Origin of the sequence: Marinobacter persicus (genome assembly GCF_002934325.1) — a bacterium.
Classification (GTDB): domain Bacteria; phylum Pseudomonadota; class Gammaproteobacteria; order Pseudomonadales; family Oleiphilaceae; genus Marinobacter; species Marinobacter persicus_A.
Genome location: NZ_PTIV01000012.1, coordinates 31795 through 47804 on the forward strand (window position 1 = coordinate 31795; position 16010 = coordinate 47804).

The window sequence follows — 16010 nt, forward strand, 5'->3', positions numbered from 1 at the left end:
CATTGGAAACCGGGCGCGCGGTGTTTGGCTGCATTGTAGGAGCTGGCCGCTGGCCCTACAATACGCCGCCCGCAAACGGCCGGGCCCGGCGGTAATCGCACACACTGAGAGGCAGACATGACAGCATTGAACGACGGTTGGTTTACCGAGGTTTTCCAGGATCAGGGCACCGCATTTTCCCTGCAGGTCAAGCGTAAGCTCCATGAGGAGCAAACGCCGTTTCAGAAGCTCGAAATTTATGAAACCGAAACCTTCGGCAACCTGATGGTGCTTGATGGTTGTGTGATGCTGACCTCCCGCGACAATTTTCTCTACCACGAGATGATGACGCATCCGGCCTTGTTTACCCACAAGAACCCGAAAAAGGTGGTGATTATCGGCGGGGGCGATTGCGGCACCCTGAAAGAGGTGTTGAAGCACCCGGGCGTGGAAGAAGCCTGGCAGGTGGAAATCGATGAGCGGGTAACCCGGATGTCCGAGAAGTACTTCCCGGAACTGTGCGAAAGCAACGATGACCCCCGCGCCAATTTCTTCTTTGGTGACGGTATCCAGTGGATGCGGGATGTTGAGCCGGGCAGCGTGGATGTGGTGATCGTCGACAGTACCGACCCGGTGGGCCCGGCGGAAGGGCTTTTTGCGCTCGATTTTTACCGGGACGCCATGGCGGCGTTGGGTGAGGGCGGCATCATCGTCCAGCAGAGTGAGTCGCCCTTGCTGCACACCGACACCATTATCAAGGACATTCATGGTGACATGCGCCAGGCAGGCCTGGACCATGTACAGACTCTGGCATTCCCGCAGCCGGTCTACCCCACCGGGTGGTGGAGCTGCACCATGGGCAGCAAGGAAAACCCACTGAAGTATTTCCGGGAAGAGGATGCCGTCAATCGTCCCTTCGTGACCCGCTATTACAACCGGGGCGTTCATCAGGGCGCGTTGGCCATGCCCCAGTTCATGGTGGATGCACTGGAAGATGAGGTGCGCCCGGAAGAGGGCTGATCATTGATTTGAGTCCGTTTCCGAGGCAGGCCAGTTTCGGGCTTGCATAAAAAAGGGGTGCCGATATCGGCACCCCTTTTTGTTTGTCTGTTTGCCAGCGATTTACTTGCTGGAAACAAACTCCGGATAGGCTTCCATACCACACTCGGACAGGTCGACGCCTTCGTACTCGTCTTCTTCGGAAACCCGAATGCCCATCACGGCTTTCAGGATTGCCCAGACGATCAGGCTGGCCACGAATACCCAGATGAAGATGGTCAGGGCGCCGATGATCTGGCCGCTGAAGGTCGCGCCCGGGTTGGTAACCGGTACCAGCAGCAGACCCAGCAGGCCACACACGCCGTGCGCGGAGATGGCACCGACCGGATCGTCAATGCGCAGCTTGTCCAGAGTCACGATGCTCAGTACCACCAGCAGACCACCCAGGGCACCCCACAGAGTCGCTGTCAGAGCGCTCGGAGTGGAAGGCTCGGCCGTGATCACAACCAGACCGGCGATGGCGCCGTTCAGCAGCATGGTCAGGTCGGCCTTGCCAAACATGGCGCGAGCGGTAATCAGGGCCGCAACGGCACCACCAGCAGCGGCAGCGTTGGTGTTCAGGAATACCATGGCCACGGAGTTGGCGCTGGCGATGTCGCCCAGTTTCAGAACGGAACCGCCGTTGAAGCCGAACCAGCCCATCCACAGGATGAAGGTACCCAGAGCCGCCAGCGGCAGGTTGGCACCCGGGAAGGCGCGGATTTCGCCATTCGGGCCGTACTTGCCCTTACGCGGACCAAGCAGCAGCACACCAGCCAGGGCGGCAGCAGCGCCAGCCATGTGCACGATGCCGGAACCGGCGAAGTCACTGAAGCCCAGGTCGCCCAGGTTGAACATGCCGAACACGTCAGCACCGCCCCAGGTCCAGGCGCCTTCCAGCGGGTAGATAAAGCCGGTCATGAACACGGCGAAGATCAGGAAAGACCACAGCTTCATACGCTCAGCCACGGCACCGGATACGATGGACATAGCGGTAGCGACGAAGACCACCTGGAAGAAGAAGTCGGAAGCGGCAGAGTAGATGGAACCACCCTCGAAGCCACCGTCACGGGCGGCGAAATCACCCAGAATGCTTTCGACATTGATGCCGGCGATGCCGGAGAGGAAGTAGCTGCCGCCGTACATGATGGCGTAACCGCACACCAGGTACATGATGCAGGAAATGGCAAACAGGGCCACGTTCTTGGTCAGGATTTCAGTGGTGTTCTTGGCGCGCACCAGACCGGATTCCAGCATGGCAAAGCCTGCTGCCATCCACATAACCAATGCACCGCACACCAGGAAATAAAACGTATCTATAGCGTACTGCAGGTGAAAAAGATTACTTTCCATGGGAAGCCCTCCGCACAAGGCTTGTCAAATCAGAAATTTTTGCGTTGGCTGAGATTTATTATGTCTGTTATCAGACTGCTTCTTCGCCGGTCTCGCCAGTCCGGATCCGGATGGCCTGAGCCAGCTCGGTCACGAAAATCTTGCCGTCACCGATCTTGCCGGTGTTGGCCGCTTTGGTGATGGCTTCGATGACCTGGTCCAGCAGGTCGTCGCCAATGGCGATTTCCACCTTCACTTTGGGCAGGAAGTCCACCACGTATTCTGCGCCACGATAGAGCTCGGTATGGCCCTTCTGCCGACCGAAGCCTTTCACTTCGGTGACCGTCACGCCCTGTACGCCAATCTCGGAAAGTGCCTCACGGACATCATCCAGTTTGAAAGGCTTGATGATTGCTGTCACAAGTTTCATTGCTGTCTCCTTGATAAAGCCGTCCCAACAGGTGGGCCCTTCGGCCAGTTGTTGAGTTCGGGATGCTGCTACCTCGCACGTCAATTGTGCGGATTGCGTACGTAGGCTTTAGCATCGGGTGTGCCAACGCAAAAAAGTTCTTTTAATACAGTTGCTTGACCTAAAGCGGTTCTATTTTAGCGCAGTTGCGCGCACCAATGTGGGGCGCGGTGTCAACCGCTGGCTTAAAATAGAGCAGCCCGCGCGGTCCCGAGCTACTGCAAAGCTATGTGTTGACAGTATGGCACCGGCACCGCTGTGATACACTGTAAAAACATGATGTTGTCAGCTTCAATCTGTGGCCGGCAACGAACGCATACCGACAGAAACCCGCAATAGAGGTGTCTCATGAAAGGGCCGCAGGATATTTTTGCCCAGCTACAGGGCCAGTTCGGACAGTTTGTCCCTGACATGGCCCGGGCTGCCCGGGACGATGTGGAAACCCAGGTCCGTGCCAGTGTGATGGCGGTGATGTCCCGTCTGGAACTGGTCACCCGGGAGGAATTCGATGCCCAGCAGGCCGTTCTGGAAAAGACCCGTGAGAAAGTCGATCTGCTGGAAAAACGGGTAGCCGAGCTGGAAAGCCGCACCTCCTCATCCTGATCGTCAACGCACGTTGAAGGCCGGGCAAAGGAATGGTGCCCGGCGCTATCTGCTCATCACCACGGAAGGTTGTCATGCTTGCCATTGTTCACTCCCGCGCCAGCGTCGGGGTCAGTGCCCCTGCGGTCACCATTGAAGTGCATCTGTCCGGCGGATTGCCGGCACTCTCTATTGTCGGCCTGCCGGAGACCGGCGTCCGTGAATCCAAGGACCGGGTCCGCAGTGCCCTGTTGAACGCCGGCTTTGATTTTCCCGCCCGTCGTATCACCATCAATATGGCGCCGGCCGACCTTCCCAAGGAGGGTGGGCGCTTCGACCTGCCTATCGCTCTCGGTATCCTCGCTGCTTCCGGACAGATCCCGGCGGAATCCCTGAATGATCTGGAATGCATCGGTGAACTATCCCTGGATGGCGCCCTGCGCCCATTAAAAGGCGTGCTGCCGGCGGTATTGGCCGCCCGGGAGGCTGGTCGCTCATTGCTCCTGCCCCAGGACAATGCAGCCGAAGCGGCCCTGGCCAGCGACGGTGACGTGCTGGCGGCGACCCACCTGCTGACGGTTTGTGAACACTTGTCGGGGCGCGCAAAGTTGGTGCCTGTGCCCCGTGCTGAGGATGCCGCTCTGACGGCCTCTGGGTCTTCAGGCCCGGATCTCGCGGATGTGCGGGGCCAGCAGGTGCCGCGCCGGGCACTGGAAGTGGCGGCGGCCGGCGGACACAACCTGTTGTTTTTCGGCCCTCCAGGCACGGGCAAGAGTATGTTGGCGAGCCGGCTGCCCGGCATTCTGCCCACGCTGGCGGATGAGGCCGCAATGGAAGTGGCCAGCGTGCACTCGGTTGCGGGGCATGCGGTCGAGGCCGGTGCCTGGCGCCGACCGCCATTCCGGGCGCCACACCATACGGCCTCGGCGGTGGCGCTGGTGGGTGGTGGGAGTAGTCCCCGGCCCGGAGAAATTTCCCTGGCCCATCGTGGGGTGCTGTTCCTTGATGAGCTGCCGGAGTTCGACCGCCGGGTACTGGAAGTGCTGCGCGAACCCATGGAAAGTGGGGAAATTGTGATCAGCCGGGCTGCCCGGCAGGTGACCTTTCCCGCCCGCTTCCAGGTGGTGGCTGCCATGAATCCCTGCCCTTGCGGTTATCACGGGCATCCGACCATCGAATGCCAGTGCACACCGACTCAGGTAATGCGCTACCGCGCCAAGATATCCGGCCCGTTGCTGGATCGATTCGATTTGCATGTGGAAGTGCCCGTACAGACGGGCGATGTCCTGCTGGCCAGTGGGGAGCAGGGTGAATCCAGTGTCTCGGTACACGAGCGGGTTATGGCGGCTCGTGCCGCCCAGGATGCCCGGGGCGTGCTGAACGCTGCCCTGTCCGGGAAGGCTTTGGATAGCGCCTGTGCACTGGATGCGGACAGCCAGCAGTTGCTGTCTTCGGCCATGGAGCGCCTGGGGTTGTCGGCCCGTGCGCTGCACCGGATCCTGCGTGTGGCACGCACGCTGGCGGACCTGGAAGGTCATGGTCACCTGCAGCGCCAGCACCTGATGGAGGCCCTGGGCTATCGCCAGCTGGATCGGCAGCAGGGCCAGAGCTCGGTGATTTCAGCCTGACCGGCGGGACTCTGTTAAACTGTCACCAAATTCCAGACAAGACCAACATCCGCTGTGGCAGTTGAGGATGACAGATGACCGATCAGACAGATAATCGAGAGTCTTCCGGAGAAAACCCGGTAACGACCCGCCGTGGTGTTCGCAGCTTTGTGTTGCGCCAGGGCCGCATGACCGAAGGCCAGAAAAAGGCCTATGACCGGCTGTGGCCGGAATACGGCTTGACCCGTGAGGACGGCATGATTGATCCGCGCCAGGTATTCGGGCGTGACAACATGTTGAACCTTGAAATCGGCTTTGGCATGGGCCGCTCTCTGGCGGACATGGCCGAGGCAGCGCCGGAGCAGGATTTCATCGGGGTGGAAGTGCACCTGCCGGGTGTCGGCGCCCTGCTCAAGGAAGTCGAGGAGCGCGGGCTCAAGAATGTGCGTGTGTACAGCATCGATGCCAACGATGTGATCGACCTTTGCCTGCCGGAAGCCTGCCTAGACCGGGTCATGGTGTTCTTCCCGGATCCCTGGCCGAAGAAAAAGCACCACAAGCGTCGTCTGGTGCAGCCGGAGTTCGTCCAGCGCATCCGCCACAAGTTGCGGGTTGGCGGTGTATTGCACTTGGCCACGGACTGGGAAAACTACGCCGAGCACATGCTGGAGGTGATGAACGAAGCCGAAGGTTTCGCCAACACCCAGGAGCAGGGCGGTTATTCGCCTCGCCCCGAGGAGCGACCGATCACCAAGTTCGAGAAGCGGGGTGAGAACCTGGGTCACGGTGTCTGGGACCTGCTGTTCTACCGCACCAACTGATTCGCCGGCAGGGCCACTCCAGGCCGAAAGACTGGGGTGGCGACCGCTGAACGTTTTACTGGCTGTGGCTGAGAGGGTGCCGCCGCGCCGCCCGGATCACCACCAACCCGGCTGCGCCCAGTACAAACCCGGTGTATTTGAGTAGCGCCAGGATCGCAGCGGTCAGGCTCAGGCCATCGGAGGGCGGGTTGAAGTTGTTCAGCAGCACGATGTTCTCAATGACATCGCTCAACCCGGCCACGACAAACAGGGTGCGTACGCCCCGGGCAATCATGCGCTCGCGAATGCCGGGCCGATCCCGGGTGAAATGCCGGGTCAACTGCAACAGGGCCGCCAGGTAGGTAACCACAAACAGGAAATCCAGCCACAGGGCCACTTTCGCCAGGGTGAGGGTGTCGCGAGGCCAGCTGAGGAGGATGGCGTGGGTCTGCTCGGCGCTGCCAGCCAACTGGAAGCTGATCAGGCCTTGAGGCGCTGCCGCGGTCTGCAAAGGCTGGTTGACGACCGCCATGGCGATCAACAGGGAGGCGGCCAGAACCATGGAGATCTTCATGGGCAGGCGCATGGGCAGGTTGGGCAGCCAGGTTGGTCGTGGATGGTCCTTCACAGAAAACGCTCCAGCAAACTGTTCAGATAGCGCTGACCCTGCTCCGTGGCCTGAATGCGGTCCCGGGTCAGCAGCCCTTGATTCCTCAGTTCTTCAAGTTTTACCGCAATGGATGATAGCGGTAAACCCGTACGTTCACAGTATAGTGACTCCTCCACGCCTTGCCTCAGGCGCAGTGCGTTCATCATGAATTCCAGGGGCCGGTCTTCCGCTTTAATCTCCTCTTTGCCAGCGGTACGGGAGCCGATTCGGTTCAGGTAAGCGTCGGGCTGGCGGGTTTTCCAGTAGCGCAGGAGACGTCCGTCTTCCAGGCTGACTTTGCCGTGCCCGCCTGCGCCCAGGGCGAGGTAATCGCCAAAGGTCCAGTAGTTCAGGTTGTGGCGGCTCTCACGTCCGGGCAGGCTCCAGGCCGAGACTTCATAATCGCAAAAGCCCTGGCGGTGGAGATACGCCGCGCCCGCCTCGTAAATATCCCCCAGGCGATCATCGTCCGGGATCTCGGGCGGTCGGGAGAAAAATTCGGTGTTGGGTTCGATGGTGAGCTGGTACCACGACAGGTGGGTGGGCTGATAGCTCACCGCAATCTCAAGATCCCTCAGCGCCTGCTCCGGTGTCTGGCCTGGCAGGCCGTGCATCAGGTCGATGTTGAAGTTGTCGAAGCCGGCGCTCCGCGCGCTTTCGATGGCCTTGCGCGCGGCCTCGCTGTCGTGGATCCGCCCCAACGCCTGTAAATGCTCGGGATTGAAACTCTGAACGCCAATGGACAGTCGGTTTATGCCGGCTTCCCGGAATTCACGAAAGCGGCCGGCTTCCAGCGTGCCGGGGTTCGCCTCCAGGGTGATCTCGGGGTCTTTGCGAAAATCCAGCCGTTGGCGCAATTGTTCGAACAGTTGTCGATAAAAGTCCCCGGACATCAACGATGGCGTGCCCCCGCCGATGAATACGCTCTCAATGGGTCGTCCGCGTACCAGTGCCAGATCCTGGTCCAGGTCCTCAATCAGCGCGGCCAGGTAGTCGGATTCGGGGATCTCGCCACGGATGGCGTGGGAGTTGAAGTCACAATAGGGGCATTTGCGCACACACCACGGCACATGGATATACAGGGACAGGGGAGGACATACCACCGCCGGATCGCTGGCCTGCGTGGTCTGGGGATCAGGCATCGGCCTTCAACTGCTCCAGCAGGCTGGCCAGTGCCCGCCCACGATGACTGATGCGGCCTTTCTGTTCACGGGTCAGTTCGGCGGCACTCCGGAAGTATTCGGGCACCAGGAAAACCGGATCGTAACCAAAACCGCCATCGCCCTTGGGCTCGAACAGAATTCGACCGGGCCAGCGACCGTGGCAAATGATCGGTGTGGGATCATCGGCATGGCGCAGATACACCAGCACGCAGTGGAACTGGGCCGTCCTTTCTTTATCGGGTACGTCTTTCAGGGCAGCCAGCAGGGCCTGCACGTTATCGGCATCGCTGGCCTGGGGGCCGGCATATCGCGCGGAGCGCACACCCGGTTGACCATCCAAGGCGTCCACGGCCAGGCCGCTGTCATCGGCCAGGGCCGGCAGACCGGTCTGGCGGGCGGCATTCCGCGCCTTGAGGATGGCGTTTTCCACAAAGGTAACGGCCGGCTCCTCCGCCTCGGTCACACCCAGTTCGCCCTGGGCCACGGGCTCAAGGCCCAGTGGGGAAAGCAGGTGGTCCAGTTCGGCAATCTTGCCGGCATTATTGCTGGCGATAACGAGTCTTCGGCTCATGGGGTTAGTCTTGGAACAGTGTGTGGGTAAAGCGCACGGGCAGATCATCTTCAGAGCCTGCCGGCTGTGCGGTCACGTTGAAAGTCATCATACCGCCTGACTGGTACTGGTATTGGGCGATGAAGTAAACGGCATCTCCTTCCTTGATCCGGCGGAATCCCAGGAAGGTGGTTTGCTGGATGTCGTTGGAGACGCTGCCCTCTACCTGACCATTGACCGGTTTAAGCTGGCCATTCTCCGCCTCACGCATGATCGCGATGTTAACGACGCCTATGCCGTTGCCCCGTTGCAGATCATTGGCCTTGGCGACTTCTGGCGCCAGGAAAGTACTGGGGAACACGCTCCAGAGAACCGTGTATTCACCGAAGTCCTTCTGATCGGCGTGTGCCTGGACGCTGGCAAGTAGCAAGGCGGTCAGGGTGAATAGCAAAGCCGTGGCGTGACGAGTGATCATCATGATTCCTCCCGTGTAATGCGATAAATGGCAATTTCACCGAGCAGGTTGGGCCAGGCCCTGGCCAGCCAACTATTCTGGTGCTGGCCGTCCACCACGCGTCGGGTCTTGATCCGAATGCCTTTTTTCCGGCACAACGCCTCGAAATCCTTGAACGTACACAGTCGGATGTTTGGCGTGTTGTACCATTTATAAGGTAGTGCATTTGATTCGGGCATTCGACCTGAGAGCGCCAAGCCCCAGCGCAGGCGCCAGTGGGCAAAGTTCGGGAAGGTGACGATGCCTTCCCGACCGACCCGCAACATTTCCTCGATCACCATGTCGGGCCGGCGAACGGCCTGTAGCGCCTGGGTCATCAGGACGATGTCGAACATGCCGTCGTCAAAGTTCTCCAGGCCTTGGGTATCCAGGTTCTGCTCGATAACGCTGACGCCGCGCCCCATACACGTTGTGATGTGGTCCGGGTTGATTTCAAGACCAAAGCCGGTGGCGTTGCGCTCGCGCTGCAGGTAATCCAGTAGCGTGCCGTCGCCGCAACCCAGGTCAAGTACGTGCTGGCCCGGGCCCACCCATTGCTGAATGATTTCAAGATCCGGTCTCATGCGCCTACCTCCCGTGCAACCCGGTCCATGTAAGCGGTGAAGATGTCGGTGTACCTGGGGGTGGGAATCAGGAAGGCATCATGACCCCAGGGGGCATCAATCTCCGCGTAGCTGACTTTCTTGCGGGCCGAGATCATGGCGTTCACCAACTCCTCCGAACGGGCCGGGGAGAAACGCCAGTCGGTGCTGAACGACAACACCAGGAATTCACAGCGCGCCGGCGCCAGGGCCTTGGGCAGATCCCCGTGGGTGTCCCAGGCGGGGTCGAAATAGTCCAGCGCCCGGGTCATCAGCAGGTAGGTGTTGGCGTCAAAGCTTTCTGAAAACCGCTCACCCTGATAGCGCAGGTAGCTTTCCACCTGGAACTCGGCGCCAAAGCCGAATTTGTAGGCTTCGTCCCGCAGTTCCCGGCCAAATTTTTCGCCCATGGAAGCATCGGACAGGTAGGTGATGTGGCCCACCATACGTGCCAGCATCAGGCCACGGCGGGGAACCGTGTCAAAATCGTAATAGCGGCCTTCGTGGAATTCCCGGTCGGAGGTGATTGCCTGCCGGGCCACCTCGTTGAAGGCAATGTTCTGGGCGCTCAGTTTTGGCGTGGAGGCGATCACCACCGAATGGCGCAGCCGGTCCGGGTAACTCAGGCTCCACTGCATTGCCTGCATACCACCCAGGGAGCCGCCAACCACCGCGGCCCATTGTTCAATGCCCAGGCGATCGGCCAACCGGGCCTGGCTTTCCACCCAGTCGGTCACGGTAATAACCGGGAAGTCCGGGCCATAGGGCTTGCCGGTGTCTGGGTTTATCGAGGCCGGGCCGGTGCTGCCATGGCAGCCCCCAAGGTTGTTAACGCTGACCACGAAAAAACGGTCGGTGTCGATGGGCTTGCCTGGGCCAATACAGCTGTCCCACCAGCCGGGTTTGCGTTCATCCATGCTGTGGTAACCGGCGGCGTGGTGATGGCCGCTCAGGGCATGGCAGATGAGGACAGCGTTGCTGGCGTCGTCGTTCAGCTCGCCGTAGGTTTCAACCACCAGGTCGTAGCTGTTCAGGGTCTGGCCGCAGGCCAGTTCGATCGGTTGATCAAAATGCAGGGTTTCGGGGCTGACAAGGCCCACGGAATCCGGGGGCAGGGAATCGGGCATGGGTGTGATGGGTTCCTGGTCCGGTCCACGAATATCTGGCCAACGGCCGTGAAGTTGCGCGAACGTGCGCGAGCCGGTCAGTTTAAAGCCGGCTGCCGGTGGCTGCAACCGGCAACCGCTGGTGTTAAACCGCCCCGGAGAGGTTTACCACCTTCTGTTGTACCGTGCTGGGTGGCGGCTTGCGGATCTGTCGGCTCATGGCGTTGGTCATGGCCAACTGCCGTTGCAGGCCGGCGATGGTCTTGTCCAGCCGCTCCCGTTCAGTGCGGCTGTTGCGGTCGGTCTCCACCATTTCACGCAGACGGCGGATCTGGTGTTCCAGCATCTGTTTCTGTTCCAGGGAATACTGCATTACCGGCAACAGGGCCTGCTGTGGCCACCGTTCGACGTCTTTCCTGGCGCGTTCATGCAGTTGGCGCGCCTCGCTGACCATAACGTTGAAGAAGCGCCGAACCAGTACGGATTGCTCGGTCAGCACGTTCTTGGGACTGATACGGAAGCGCCGGGCCTTTTTGCGCAGGTCCCGGACGGCGATCATGTGCCGTCCCACTCGCAGTGGTGTTGGTGCCAGATGGTGGGTGCCATGGTGTTCGTTGTATCGGCTGTAGATGCCGGTGGCCATTTTCTCGGCCAGATGGGCTTCACTCAACAGGTTTGCCATGTCGTTTTCGATCAGCTCGAAGAACTGCTCCATGGCCCGGTTCATGCCGGCGGTGGTCCAGCTTTTGGACATCATCTTGCGGACTTTGTCGGCGTGGGCCTCGAACCGGTCCTCGTCAAGGATCTTGGCCAGGATGTCGCCCTGGGAGTCCATCAGCCGTCGGGAAGAGCGAAGGGTAATGAGCTTTTTGTTGTAAAACTCATAATCCTTCTGGGCGCGTTCGGCCAGGCGCCGAAGGGTGGCTTTATCCGTGGTTGCGCCGCTAAAGGCCTCCCGCTCCTGCTCCAGGCCATCGAGGCGGGCCTTGAGGTTGGCCTGGCTGTTCTGCAGCATGCCCAGCAGGTCGCTGATCAGGTTCTGGGTGATCAACTGCTCTTTGTACGTGAGAATGCGCTGGACAATCAGGTTTTCCAGTTGGTCCAGGTTGGAGCGTGCAAACAGTGCGTCGTCCTGGCGAACACGACCCAACAGGGCCTGCTTCGCAGACAGGGGAATGACATCGCGATGGTTGATGCCCAGGTGATCCGCGGTCTCGCCACGGATGCGTTCAATGGCGGCGGCCGTGTATTCCTCGCCCTGAAGGTCGTCCCACAGCACGTCAATCTTGTTCAGGACCGCGAAGCGACCGGCGCGGTGGTCGGCGTCCCGGGTATCGATGTGCTCGCTCCACAGCGCCATGTCGCTGGCGGTGACACCGGCGTCGGCGCTGAGGGCAAAGATAACGGCGTGGGCCCGGGGCAGCATGCTGTAGGTCAGCTCCGGTTCCGAGCCAAGGGCGTTGAGGCCCGGCGTATCCAGGATACGCAGTCCTTGTTCAAACAGGGGATGGCGGATGCTGATCAGGGCATGTCGCCAAGCCGGTACAAGCACCTGGCCCGGGTTTTCCCGGTCCTGATCCAGCATGGCTTCGTTGAATCCCAGGTCCCGGGCGTAGTCCGGTGAGACGCTTTTGGTGCGGGCGACTTCGGCCAGCACGTCCCGCATGAGGTCGGGTTGGTGCTCGTCCAGCTCAAAGCGTTGCCAGCGTTCGGGCTGTTTGCGCAGTTGCTGGAGTGACAGCTCGCCTGTCCGGGTTTCAATGGGCAGCAGGTTGAGGTAGTTCTGTCCCTGCTCCCGGTCGAAAAACAGCTCGGTGGGGCACATGGTGGTGCGGCCCGCCTGGGAAGGCAGCATCCGCTGGCCATACCCGGAGAAGAACAGGGCGTTGATCAGCTCCGTTTTGCCCCGGGAGAATTCGCCCACAAAGGCAATGGTCAGTTCGTCTTCGAGCAGCAGTTCCACCCCGTTGCGGATGCGCTGCCCGATGTCATCCGAAAACAGGTCATTGTTCTGCAGCCAGAGTCGATAATGCCCCATCTGCCGGATCAGGTCTTTTTTCCACTGATGGTAGGCCTCAACCTGCCGTGACAGTGTTCCCTGTTGTTGCATCGGACGTTCCTTCTTCTATTTCGACATTGCCCCGGATTACATGCCCAGGCCAAGAGAACCCATGCCTGCCGCGATTTTCATGTGATCGATAGCGACAGTAATCACGTTCAGGATCAGAAAAACAATGATCGGGGACAAGTCCAGGCCGCCCATGGACGGCATGATGTTTCGTACCGGGCGCATCACCGGTTCGGTCAACTGTGCCACCAGTTGAATGGCCGGGTGCCCGCTCTGGGGTGCAATCCAGCTCACGATGACCACCGCGATCACGGACCAGAAGTATATCTTCACAATCAGGCTGAGAACGTTAAGTACCGCCCAGACCAGCAAGGTCAGCGGATTCACCATGGGAATGCCGCCGTTCAGGGCCACCAGAATCAGGAAGAAGGTGAGCGCCTGGATGATCACCGCCAGCACCAGGGAGGCCCCATCAATGCCTCCCAGGCCAGGGATGATACGACGCAGGGGGCGCAACGGCGGATTGGTGGCCTTCACCACAAACTGGGTGATGGGGTTGTAGAAATCAGCTCGTGCCAGTTGCAGCAAAAAGCGCAACAACACCACCGTCATATAGAAGGTGGAGGCGATCGCCAGAACGGTAATGACAATGTCTGCCAGCATTTAGCGGTGTCTCCGTGATCGGTTACTGTTTTTTGGCCAGTTCTTTGGACATTTCCTGGGAGCGCTTGAACGCGGCGCCATAGGCTTTTTTCACCAACTCGCGAAGACCACCGTCTTCGAAGGTGTGAATAGCCTGCTCGGTGGTGCCACCCGGTGACATGACATTACGCTTGAGCTGGGCCGGGTCGTGCTCGCTGCGACCGGCCATTTCGGCGGCACCGGCCATGGTCTGGATGGCCAGTTCGCGCGCGGTTTCCGGGGCAATGCCGGCTTCTGTGGCGGCGGATTCCAGCGCTTCGAGCATCAGGAAGAAATAGGCGGGGCCACTGCCGGAGAGGGCGGTGACCGCGTGCAGCAGGTTCTCATCCTCCACCCACAGCGCCGAACCGATGCTTTCGAACACCGCTTGCACCATCTTTTTCTGCTTGTCTTTCACCTGGCTGTTGGCGTAAAGGCCGGCAGCCCCTTTACCCACCAGGGAAGGAGTGTTGGGCATCACCCGAACCAGGGGCAGGCCACCGCCAAGCCACTCGTCCAGGGTGTCCGCCGTCAGGCCGGCGGCAATCGACACCATCAATGGGCGGGTATTCTGCACCACCGGGGCGATGTCCTGGCATACTTCGGCCATCACCTGGGGTTTTACCGCCAGAACCACCATGTCGGCCTGCTGGGCGCAGTAGCGGTTGTCGGTGGTGACGCTGATGCCAAAGCGCTTGCGGATAGATTGAAGGTGGTTGTCGTCAGGGGCGCTGACCCAGATCTTGTCGGCCTGGAAGCCGTTGTCGAGCATGCCGCCAATGATGGCGCTGGCCATGTTGCCGGCGCCGATAAAGGAAATGGTCGGTGAAGTACTCAAGGTTCACTCCCGAACTTGGTCGATTAATGGGTTATCTCGGCATCATAGCAGGAACCGCCGACTTCAGCCTTGTGCCTGTTTGGGTGGCCGTGCTCCGAACAGGGCCGTGCCCACGCGCACCCAGGTGGCGCCTTCGGCGATGGCCAGGTCCATGTCGCCGGACATACCCATGGAAAGGGTGTCCAGGGGGCCGGCATCCGGGTGCTGCTGTTTCAGGGCGTTCAGTGCATTGGCGAGCCGACGGAAGCTCAGGCGCAACTCGCCTTCCGGCTGGTCAGGGTCCGGGATGGCCATCAGGCCCCGGAGGCGGAGGTTGGGCAGTTCGCCGATTGCAGCCACCAGGTCCGGCAACTGATCCAGCGTGCAGCCGGATTTTGAGGCCTCATCATTAATGTTCACCTGCAGGCAGATATTCAGCGGAGGCAGGCCCTCGGGCCGCTGTTCGCTCAGCCGGCGGGCGATTTTCAGCCGATCCACGCTGTGTACCCAGGCAAAGGACTCGGCAATCTGTCGGGTCTTGTTGGACTGGATCGGGCCGATGAAGTGCCATTCCAGGTCAGGTAGGTCACGCAACGCTTCGATCTTGTCGAGCGCTTCCTGCAGGTAGTTTTCGCCAAAGGCGGTTTGCCCGGCGGTGACTGCTGCGCGAAGGTCTTCCGGCGGACGCGTCTTGCTGACTGCCAACAGGCTCACACTGCCGGGCTCCCGCCCGGCGGCCAATGTTGCTTTTTGTATGCGTCGGGTTACGCTCCCGATGTTGTCTGCTATGCTGCTCATACTGTGAGTTTGCCGCTTCTGGACCAAAAGAAAAAGCCCTCCGAGGAAACCTATGGATATTACTGAACTGCTTGCCTTTTCGGCGAAACAGGGTGCGTCGGATTTGCACCTGTCTGCCGGTTTGCCGCCGATGATTCGTGTTGATGGCGATGTCCGCCGGATCAACCTGCCGCCCATGGAGCACAAAGAAGTGCATGGGCTGATTTACGACATCATGAACGACAAGCAGCGCAAGGATTACGAGGAATTCCTGGAAACCGACTTTTCCTTCCAGGTTCCCGGTGTGGCCCGTTTCCGTGTTAACGCCTTCAACCAGAACCGTGGCGCCGGCGCGGTGTTCCGGACCATCCCCTCGAAAGTGCTGACCATGGATGATCTGGGCATGGGCCAGGTTTTCAAGGACATCTCCTCGGTGCCCCGGGGCCTGGTGCTGGTGACCGGCCCTACCGGTTCCGGTAAGTCCACCACCCTGGCGGCGATGATGGACTACATCAACGACACCCGTTATGAGCACATCCTGACCATCGAAGACCCCATCGAATTCGTGCACGACTCGAAAAAGTGTCTGGTGAACCAGCGCGAAGTACACCGCGACACCCTCGGCTTTAACGAAGCCCTGCGCTCCGCCCTGCGGGAAGACCCCGACATCATCCTGGTGGGCGAATTGCGGGACCTGGAAACCATTCGTCTGGCCCTGACCGCCGCCGAAACCGGTCACCTGGTGTTCGGCACCCTGCACACCACCTCCGCCGCCAAGACCATTGACCGTGTGGTCGACGTGTTCCCGGCGGAAGAGAAATCGATGGTCCGCTCCATGCTCTCCGAGTCCCTTCAGGCGGTTATCTCCCAGACCCTGATGAAGAAAATGGGTGGCGGCCGGATTGCCGCCCACGAAATCATGCTGGGTACGCCCGCCATCCGGAACCTGATCCGCGAAGACAAGATCGCCCAGATGTACTCCTCCATCCAGACCGGCGGGTCCCTGGGTATGCAGACCCTGGATCAGTGCCTGGAACGGTTGCTGCAGAAGGGTCTGATTTCCCGCGAAGCGGCGCGCGCGAAAGCGAAGATGCCGGATAATTTCTAAAACTTGGTCGGGCTTCTGGCTTGGTGCATGGTCGCAGGTTGGTAGCCCTTTCCGGGACACGCTGTAAATACGTCCCTGTACGCTTGACTGCAGCATCCCTGCTGCAGACAGTCCCGGAAAGGGCTGCCAACCCGCGCCTGTATACCTCGGAGTTTGCCCGCTCCATAGTATTGAGCAAATGCTGCTTCA

17 protein-coding genes are annotated in these 16010 nt (G+C 60.2%); 5 read left to right on the top strand and 12 right to left on the bottom strand.

Annotated features, from left to right (window positions below):
- Window positions 1–117: 117 nt before the first annotated feature.
- Window positions 118–999, top strand: coding sequence for a polyamine aminopropyltransferase (gene speE / locus BY454_RS08250; RefSeq protein ID WP_104416078.1), 882 nt, complete (start codon window positions 118–120; stop codon window positions 997–999).
- 102 nt (window positions 1000–1101) lie between these two features.
- Here the strand turns inward: speE and BY454_RS08255 are convergent, their stop codons facing one another.
- Complete coding sequence (locus BY454_RS08255) at window positions 1102–2370, bottom strand: ammonium transporter (RefSeq protein WP_104416077.1); 1269 nt, start codon at window positions 2368–2370, stop codon at window positions 1102–1104.
- A 70-nt stretch (window positions 2371–2440) separates the two neighbouring features.
- On the bottom strand, window positions 2441–2779 hold the full coding sequence (gene glnK, locus BY454_RS08260; protein WP_091703047.1) for a P-II family nitrogen regulator: 339 nt from the start codon (window positions 2777–2779) through the stop codon (window positions 2441–2443).
- A gap of 387 nt (window positions 2780–3166) precedes the next feature.
- Between glnK and BY454_RS08265 the strand changes: the two genes are divergently transcribed.
- The 3 genes from BY454_RS08265 to trmB all read left to right on the top strand — a co-directional run bounded on the left by BY454_RS08265 (window position 3167) and on the right by trmB (window position 5828).
- Entirely contained in the window at window positions 3167–3421 is a 255-nt protein-coding gene (locus tag BY454_RS08265) for an accessory factor UbiK family protein (RefSeq protein WP_104416076.1), read from the top strand.
- Between the two features lie 74 nt (window positions 3422–3495).
- On the top strand, window positions 3496–5028 hold the full coding sequence (locus tag BY454_RS08270; RefSeq protein WP_104416075.1) for a YifB family Mg chelatase-like AAA ATPase: 1533 nt from the start codon (window positions 3496–3498) through the stop codon (window positions 5026–5028).
- 74 nt (window positions 5029–5102) lie between these two features.
- Entirely contained in the window at window positions 5103–5828 is a 726-nt protein-coding gene (gene trmB / locus BY454_RS08275) for a tRNA (guanosine(46)-N7)-methyltransferase TrmB (protein WP_104416074.1), read from the top strand.
- Between the two features lie 55 nt (window positions 5829–5883).
- On the opposite strand, the gene BY454_RS08280 is transcribed toward trmB, so the two are convergent.
- From BY454_RS08280 to BY454_RS08325, 10 genes are all read right to left on the bottom strand, one after another.
- Window positions 5884–6435: a hypothetical protein gene (locus BY454_RS08280; protein WP_308471496.1), complete on the bottom strand. Its 552-nt coding sequence runs from the start codon at window positions 6433–6435 to the stop codon at window positions 5884–5886.
- Window positions 6432–7598 (bottom strand): radical SAM family heme chaperone HemW, encoded by a 1167-nt coding sequence (hemW, locus tag BY454_RS08285; RefSeq protein WP_104416073.1) that lies wholly within the window; start codon window positions 7596–7598, stop codon window positions 6432–6434. Before hemW ends, BY454_RS08280 begins: the two co-directional genes overlap by 4 nt.
- Window positions 7591–8190, bottom strand: coding sequence for an RdgB/HAM1 family non-canonical purine NTP pyrophosphatase (gene rdgB, locus BY454_RS08290; RefSeq protein ID WP_104416072.1), 600 nt, complete (start codon window positions 8188–8190; stop codon window positions 7591–7593). The genes hemW and rdgB overlap by 8 nt, the downstream gene beginning before the upstream one ends.
- Before the next feature lie 4 nt (window positions 8191–8194).
- Window positions 8195–8647 (bottom strand): DUF4426 domain-containing protein, encoded by a 453-nt coding sequence (locus BY454_RS08295; RefSeq protein WP_104416071.1) that lies wholly within the window; start codon window positions 8645–8647, stop codon window positions 8195–8197.
- Complete coding sequence (gene metW / locus BY454_RS08300; RefSeq protein ID WP_104416070.1) at window positions 8644–9246, bottom strand: methionine biosynthesis protein MetW; 603 nt, start codon at window positions 9244–9246, stop codon at window positions 8644–8646. Before metW ends, BY454_RS08295 begins: the two co-directional genes overlap by 4 nt.
- The gene (gene metX / locus BY454_RS08305; RefSeq protein ID WP_104416069.1) at window positions 9243–10391 is read right to left on the bottom strand and encodes a homoserine O-succinyltransferase MetX; all 1149 of its coding nucleotides are present in this window, start codon (window positions 10389–10391) and stop codon (window positions 9243–9245) included. The genes metW and metX overlap by 4 nt, the downstream gene beginning before the upstream one ends.
- 124 nt (window positions 10392–10515) lie before the next feature.
- Window positions 10516–12480, bottom strand: a complete 1965-nt coding sequence (locus BY454_RS08310) for a dynamin family protein (RefSeq protein WP_104416068.1) — start codon at window positions 12478–12480, stop codon at window positions 10516–10518.
- 36 nt (window positions 12481–12516) lie between these two features.
- Entirely contained in the window at window positions 12517–13101 is a 585-nt protein-coding gene (locus BY454_RS08315) for a YggT family protein (protein WP_104416067.1), read from the bottom strand.
- Between the two features lie 22 nt (window positions 13102–13123).
- Window positions 13124–13957 (bottom strand): pyrroline-5-carboxylate reductase, encoded by an 834-nt coding sequence (gene proC, locus BY454_RS08320; RefSeq protein ID WP_104416066.1) that lies wholly within the window; start codon window positions 13955–13957, stop codon window positions 13124–13126.
- Between the two features lie 63 nt (window positions 13958–14020).
- On the bottom strand, window positions 14021–14734 hold the full coding sequence (locus tag BY454_RS08325) for a YggS family pyridoxal phosphate-dependent enzyme (protein WP_104416065.1): 714 nt from the start codon (window positions 14732–14734) through the stop codon (window positions 14021–14023).
- A gap of 52 nt (window positions 14735–14786) precedes the next feature.
- Here BY454_RS08325 and BY454_RS08330 point away from each other — a divergent pair, with 52 nt between their 5' ends.
- Complete coding sequence (locus tag BY454_RS08330; RefSeq protein ID WP_104416064.1) at window positions 14787–15821, top strand: type IV pilus twitching motility protein PilT; 1035 nt, start codon at window positions 14787–14789, stop codon at window positions 15819–15821.
- Window positions 15822–16010: the final 189 nt, after the last annotated feature.

Excerpts from the sequence above, each read along its gene's own strand:
- speE (WP_104416078.1), top strand. The coding sequence starts at position 118 with ATGACAGCATTGAACGACGGTTGGTTTACCGAGGTTTTCCAGGATCAG.
- BY454_RS08255 (WP_104416077.1), bottom strand. The coding sequence starts at position 2,370 with ATGGAAAGTAATCTTTTTCACCTGCAGTACGCTATAGATACGTTTTAT.
- glnK (WP_091703047.1), bottom strand. The coding sequence starts at position 2,779 with ATGAAACTTGTGACAGCAATCATCAAGCCTTTCAAACTGGATGATGTC.
- BY454_RS08265 (WP_104416076.1), top strand. The coding sequence starts at position 3,167 with ATGAAAGGGCCGCAGGATATTTTTGCCCAGCTACAGGGCCAGTTCGGA.
- BY454_RS08270 (WP_104416075.1), top strand. The coding sequence starts at position 3,496 with ATGCTTGCCATTGTTCACTCCCGCGCCAGCGTCGGGGTCAGTGCCCCT.
- trmB (WP_104416074.1), top strand. The coding sequence starts at position 5,103 with ATGACCGATCAGACAGATAATCGAGAGTCTTCCGGAGAAAACCCGGTA.
- hemW (WP_104416073.1), bottom strand. The coding sequence starts at position 7,598 with ATGCCTGATCCCCAGACCACGCAGGCCAGCGATCCGGCGGTGGTATGT.
- rdgB (WP_104416072.1), bottom strand. The coding sequence starts at position 8,190 with ATGAGCCGAAGACTCGTTATCGCCAGCAATAATGCCGGCAAGATTGCC.
- BY454_RS08295 (WP_104416071.1), bottom strand. The coding sequence starts at position 8,647 with ATGATGATCACTCGTCACGCCACGGCTTTGCTATTCACCCTGACCGCC.
- metW (WP_104416070.1), bottom strand. The coding sequence starts at position 9,246 with ATGAGACCGGATCTTGAAATCATTCAGCAATGGGTGGGCCCGGGCCAG.
- metX (WP_104416069.1), bottom strand. The coding sequence starts at position 10,391 with ATGCCCGATTCCCTGCCCCCGGATTCCGTGGGCCTTGTCAGCCCCGAA.
- BY454_RS08310 (WP_104416068.1), bottom strand. The coding sequence starts at position 12,480 with ATGCAACAACAGGGAACACTGTCACGGCAGGTTGAGGCCTACCATCAG.
- BY454_RS08315 (WP_104416067.1), bottom strand. The coding sequence starts at position 13,101 with ATGCTGGCAGACATTGTCATTACCGTTCTGGCGATCGCCTCCACCTTC.
- BY454_RS08325 (WP_104416065.1), bottom strand. The coding sequence starts at position 14,734 with ATGAGCAGCATAGCAGACAACATCGGGAGCGTAACCCGACGCATACAA.
- BY454_RS08330 (WP_104416064.1), top strand. The coding sequence starts at position 14,787 with ATGGATATTACTGAACTGCTTGCCTTTTCGGCGAAACAGGGTGCGTCG.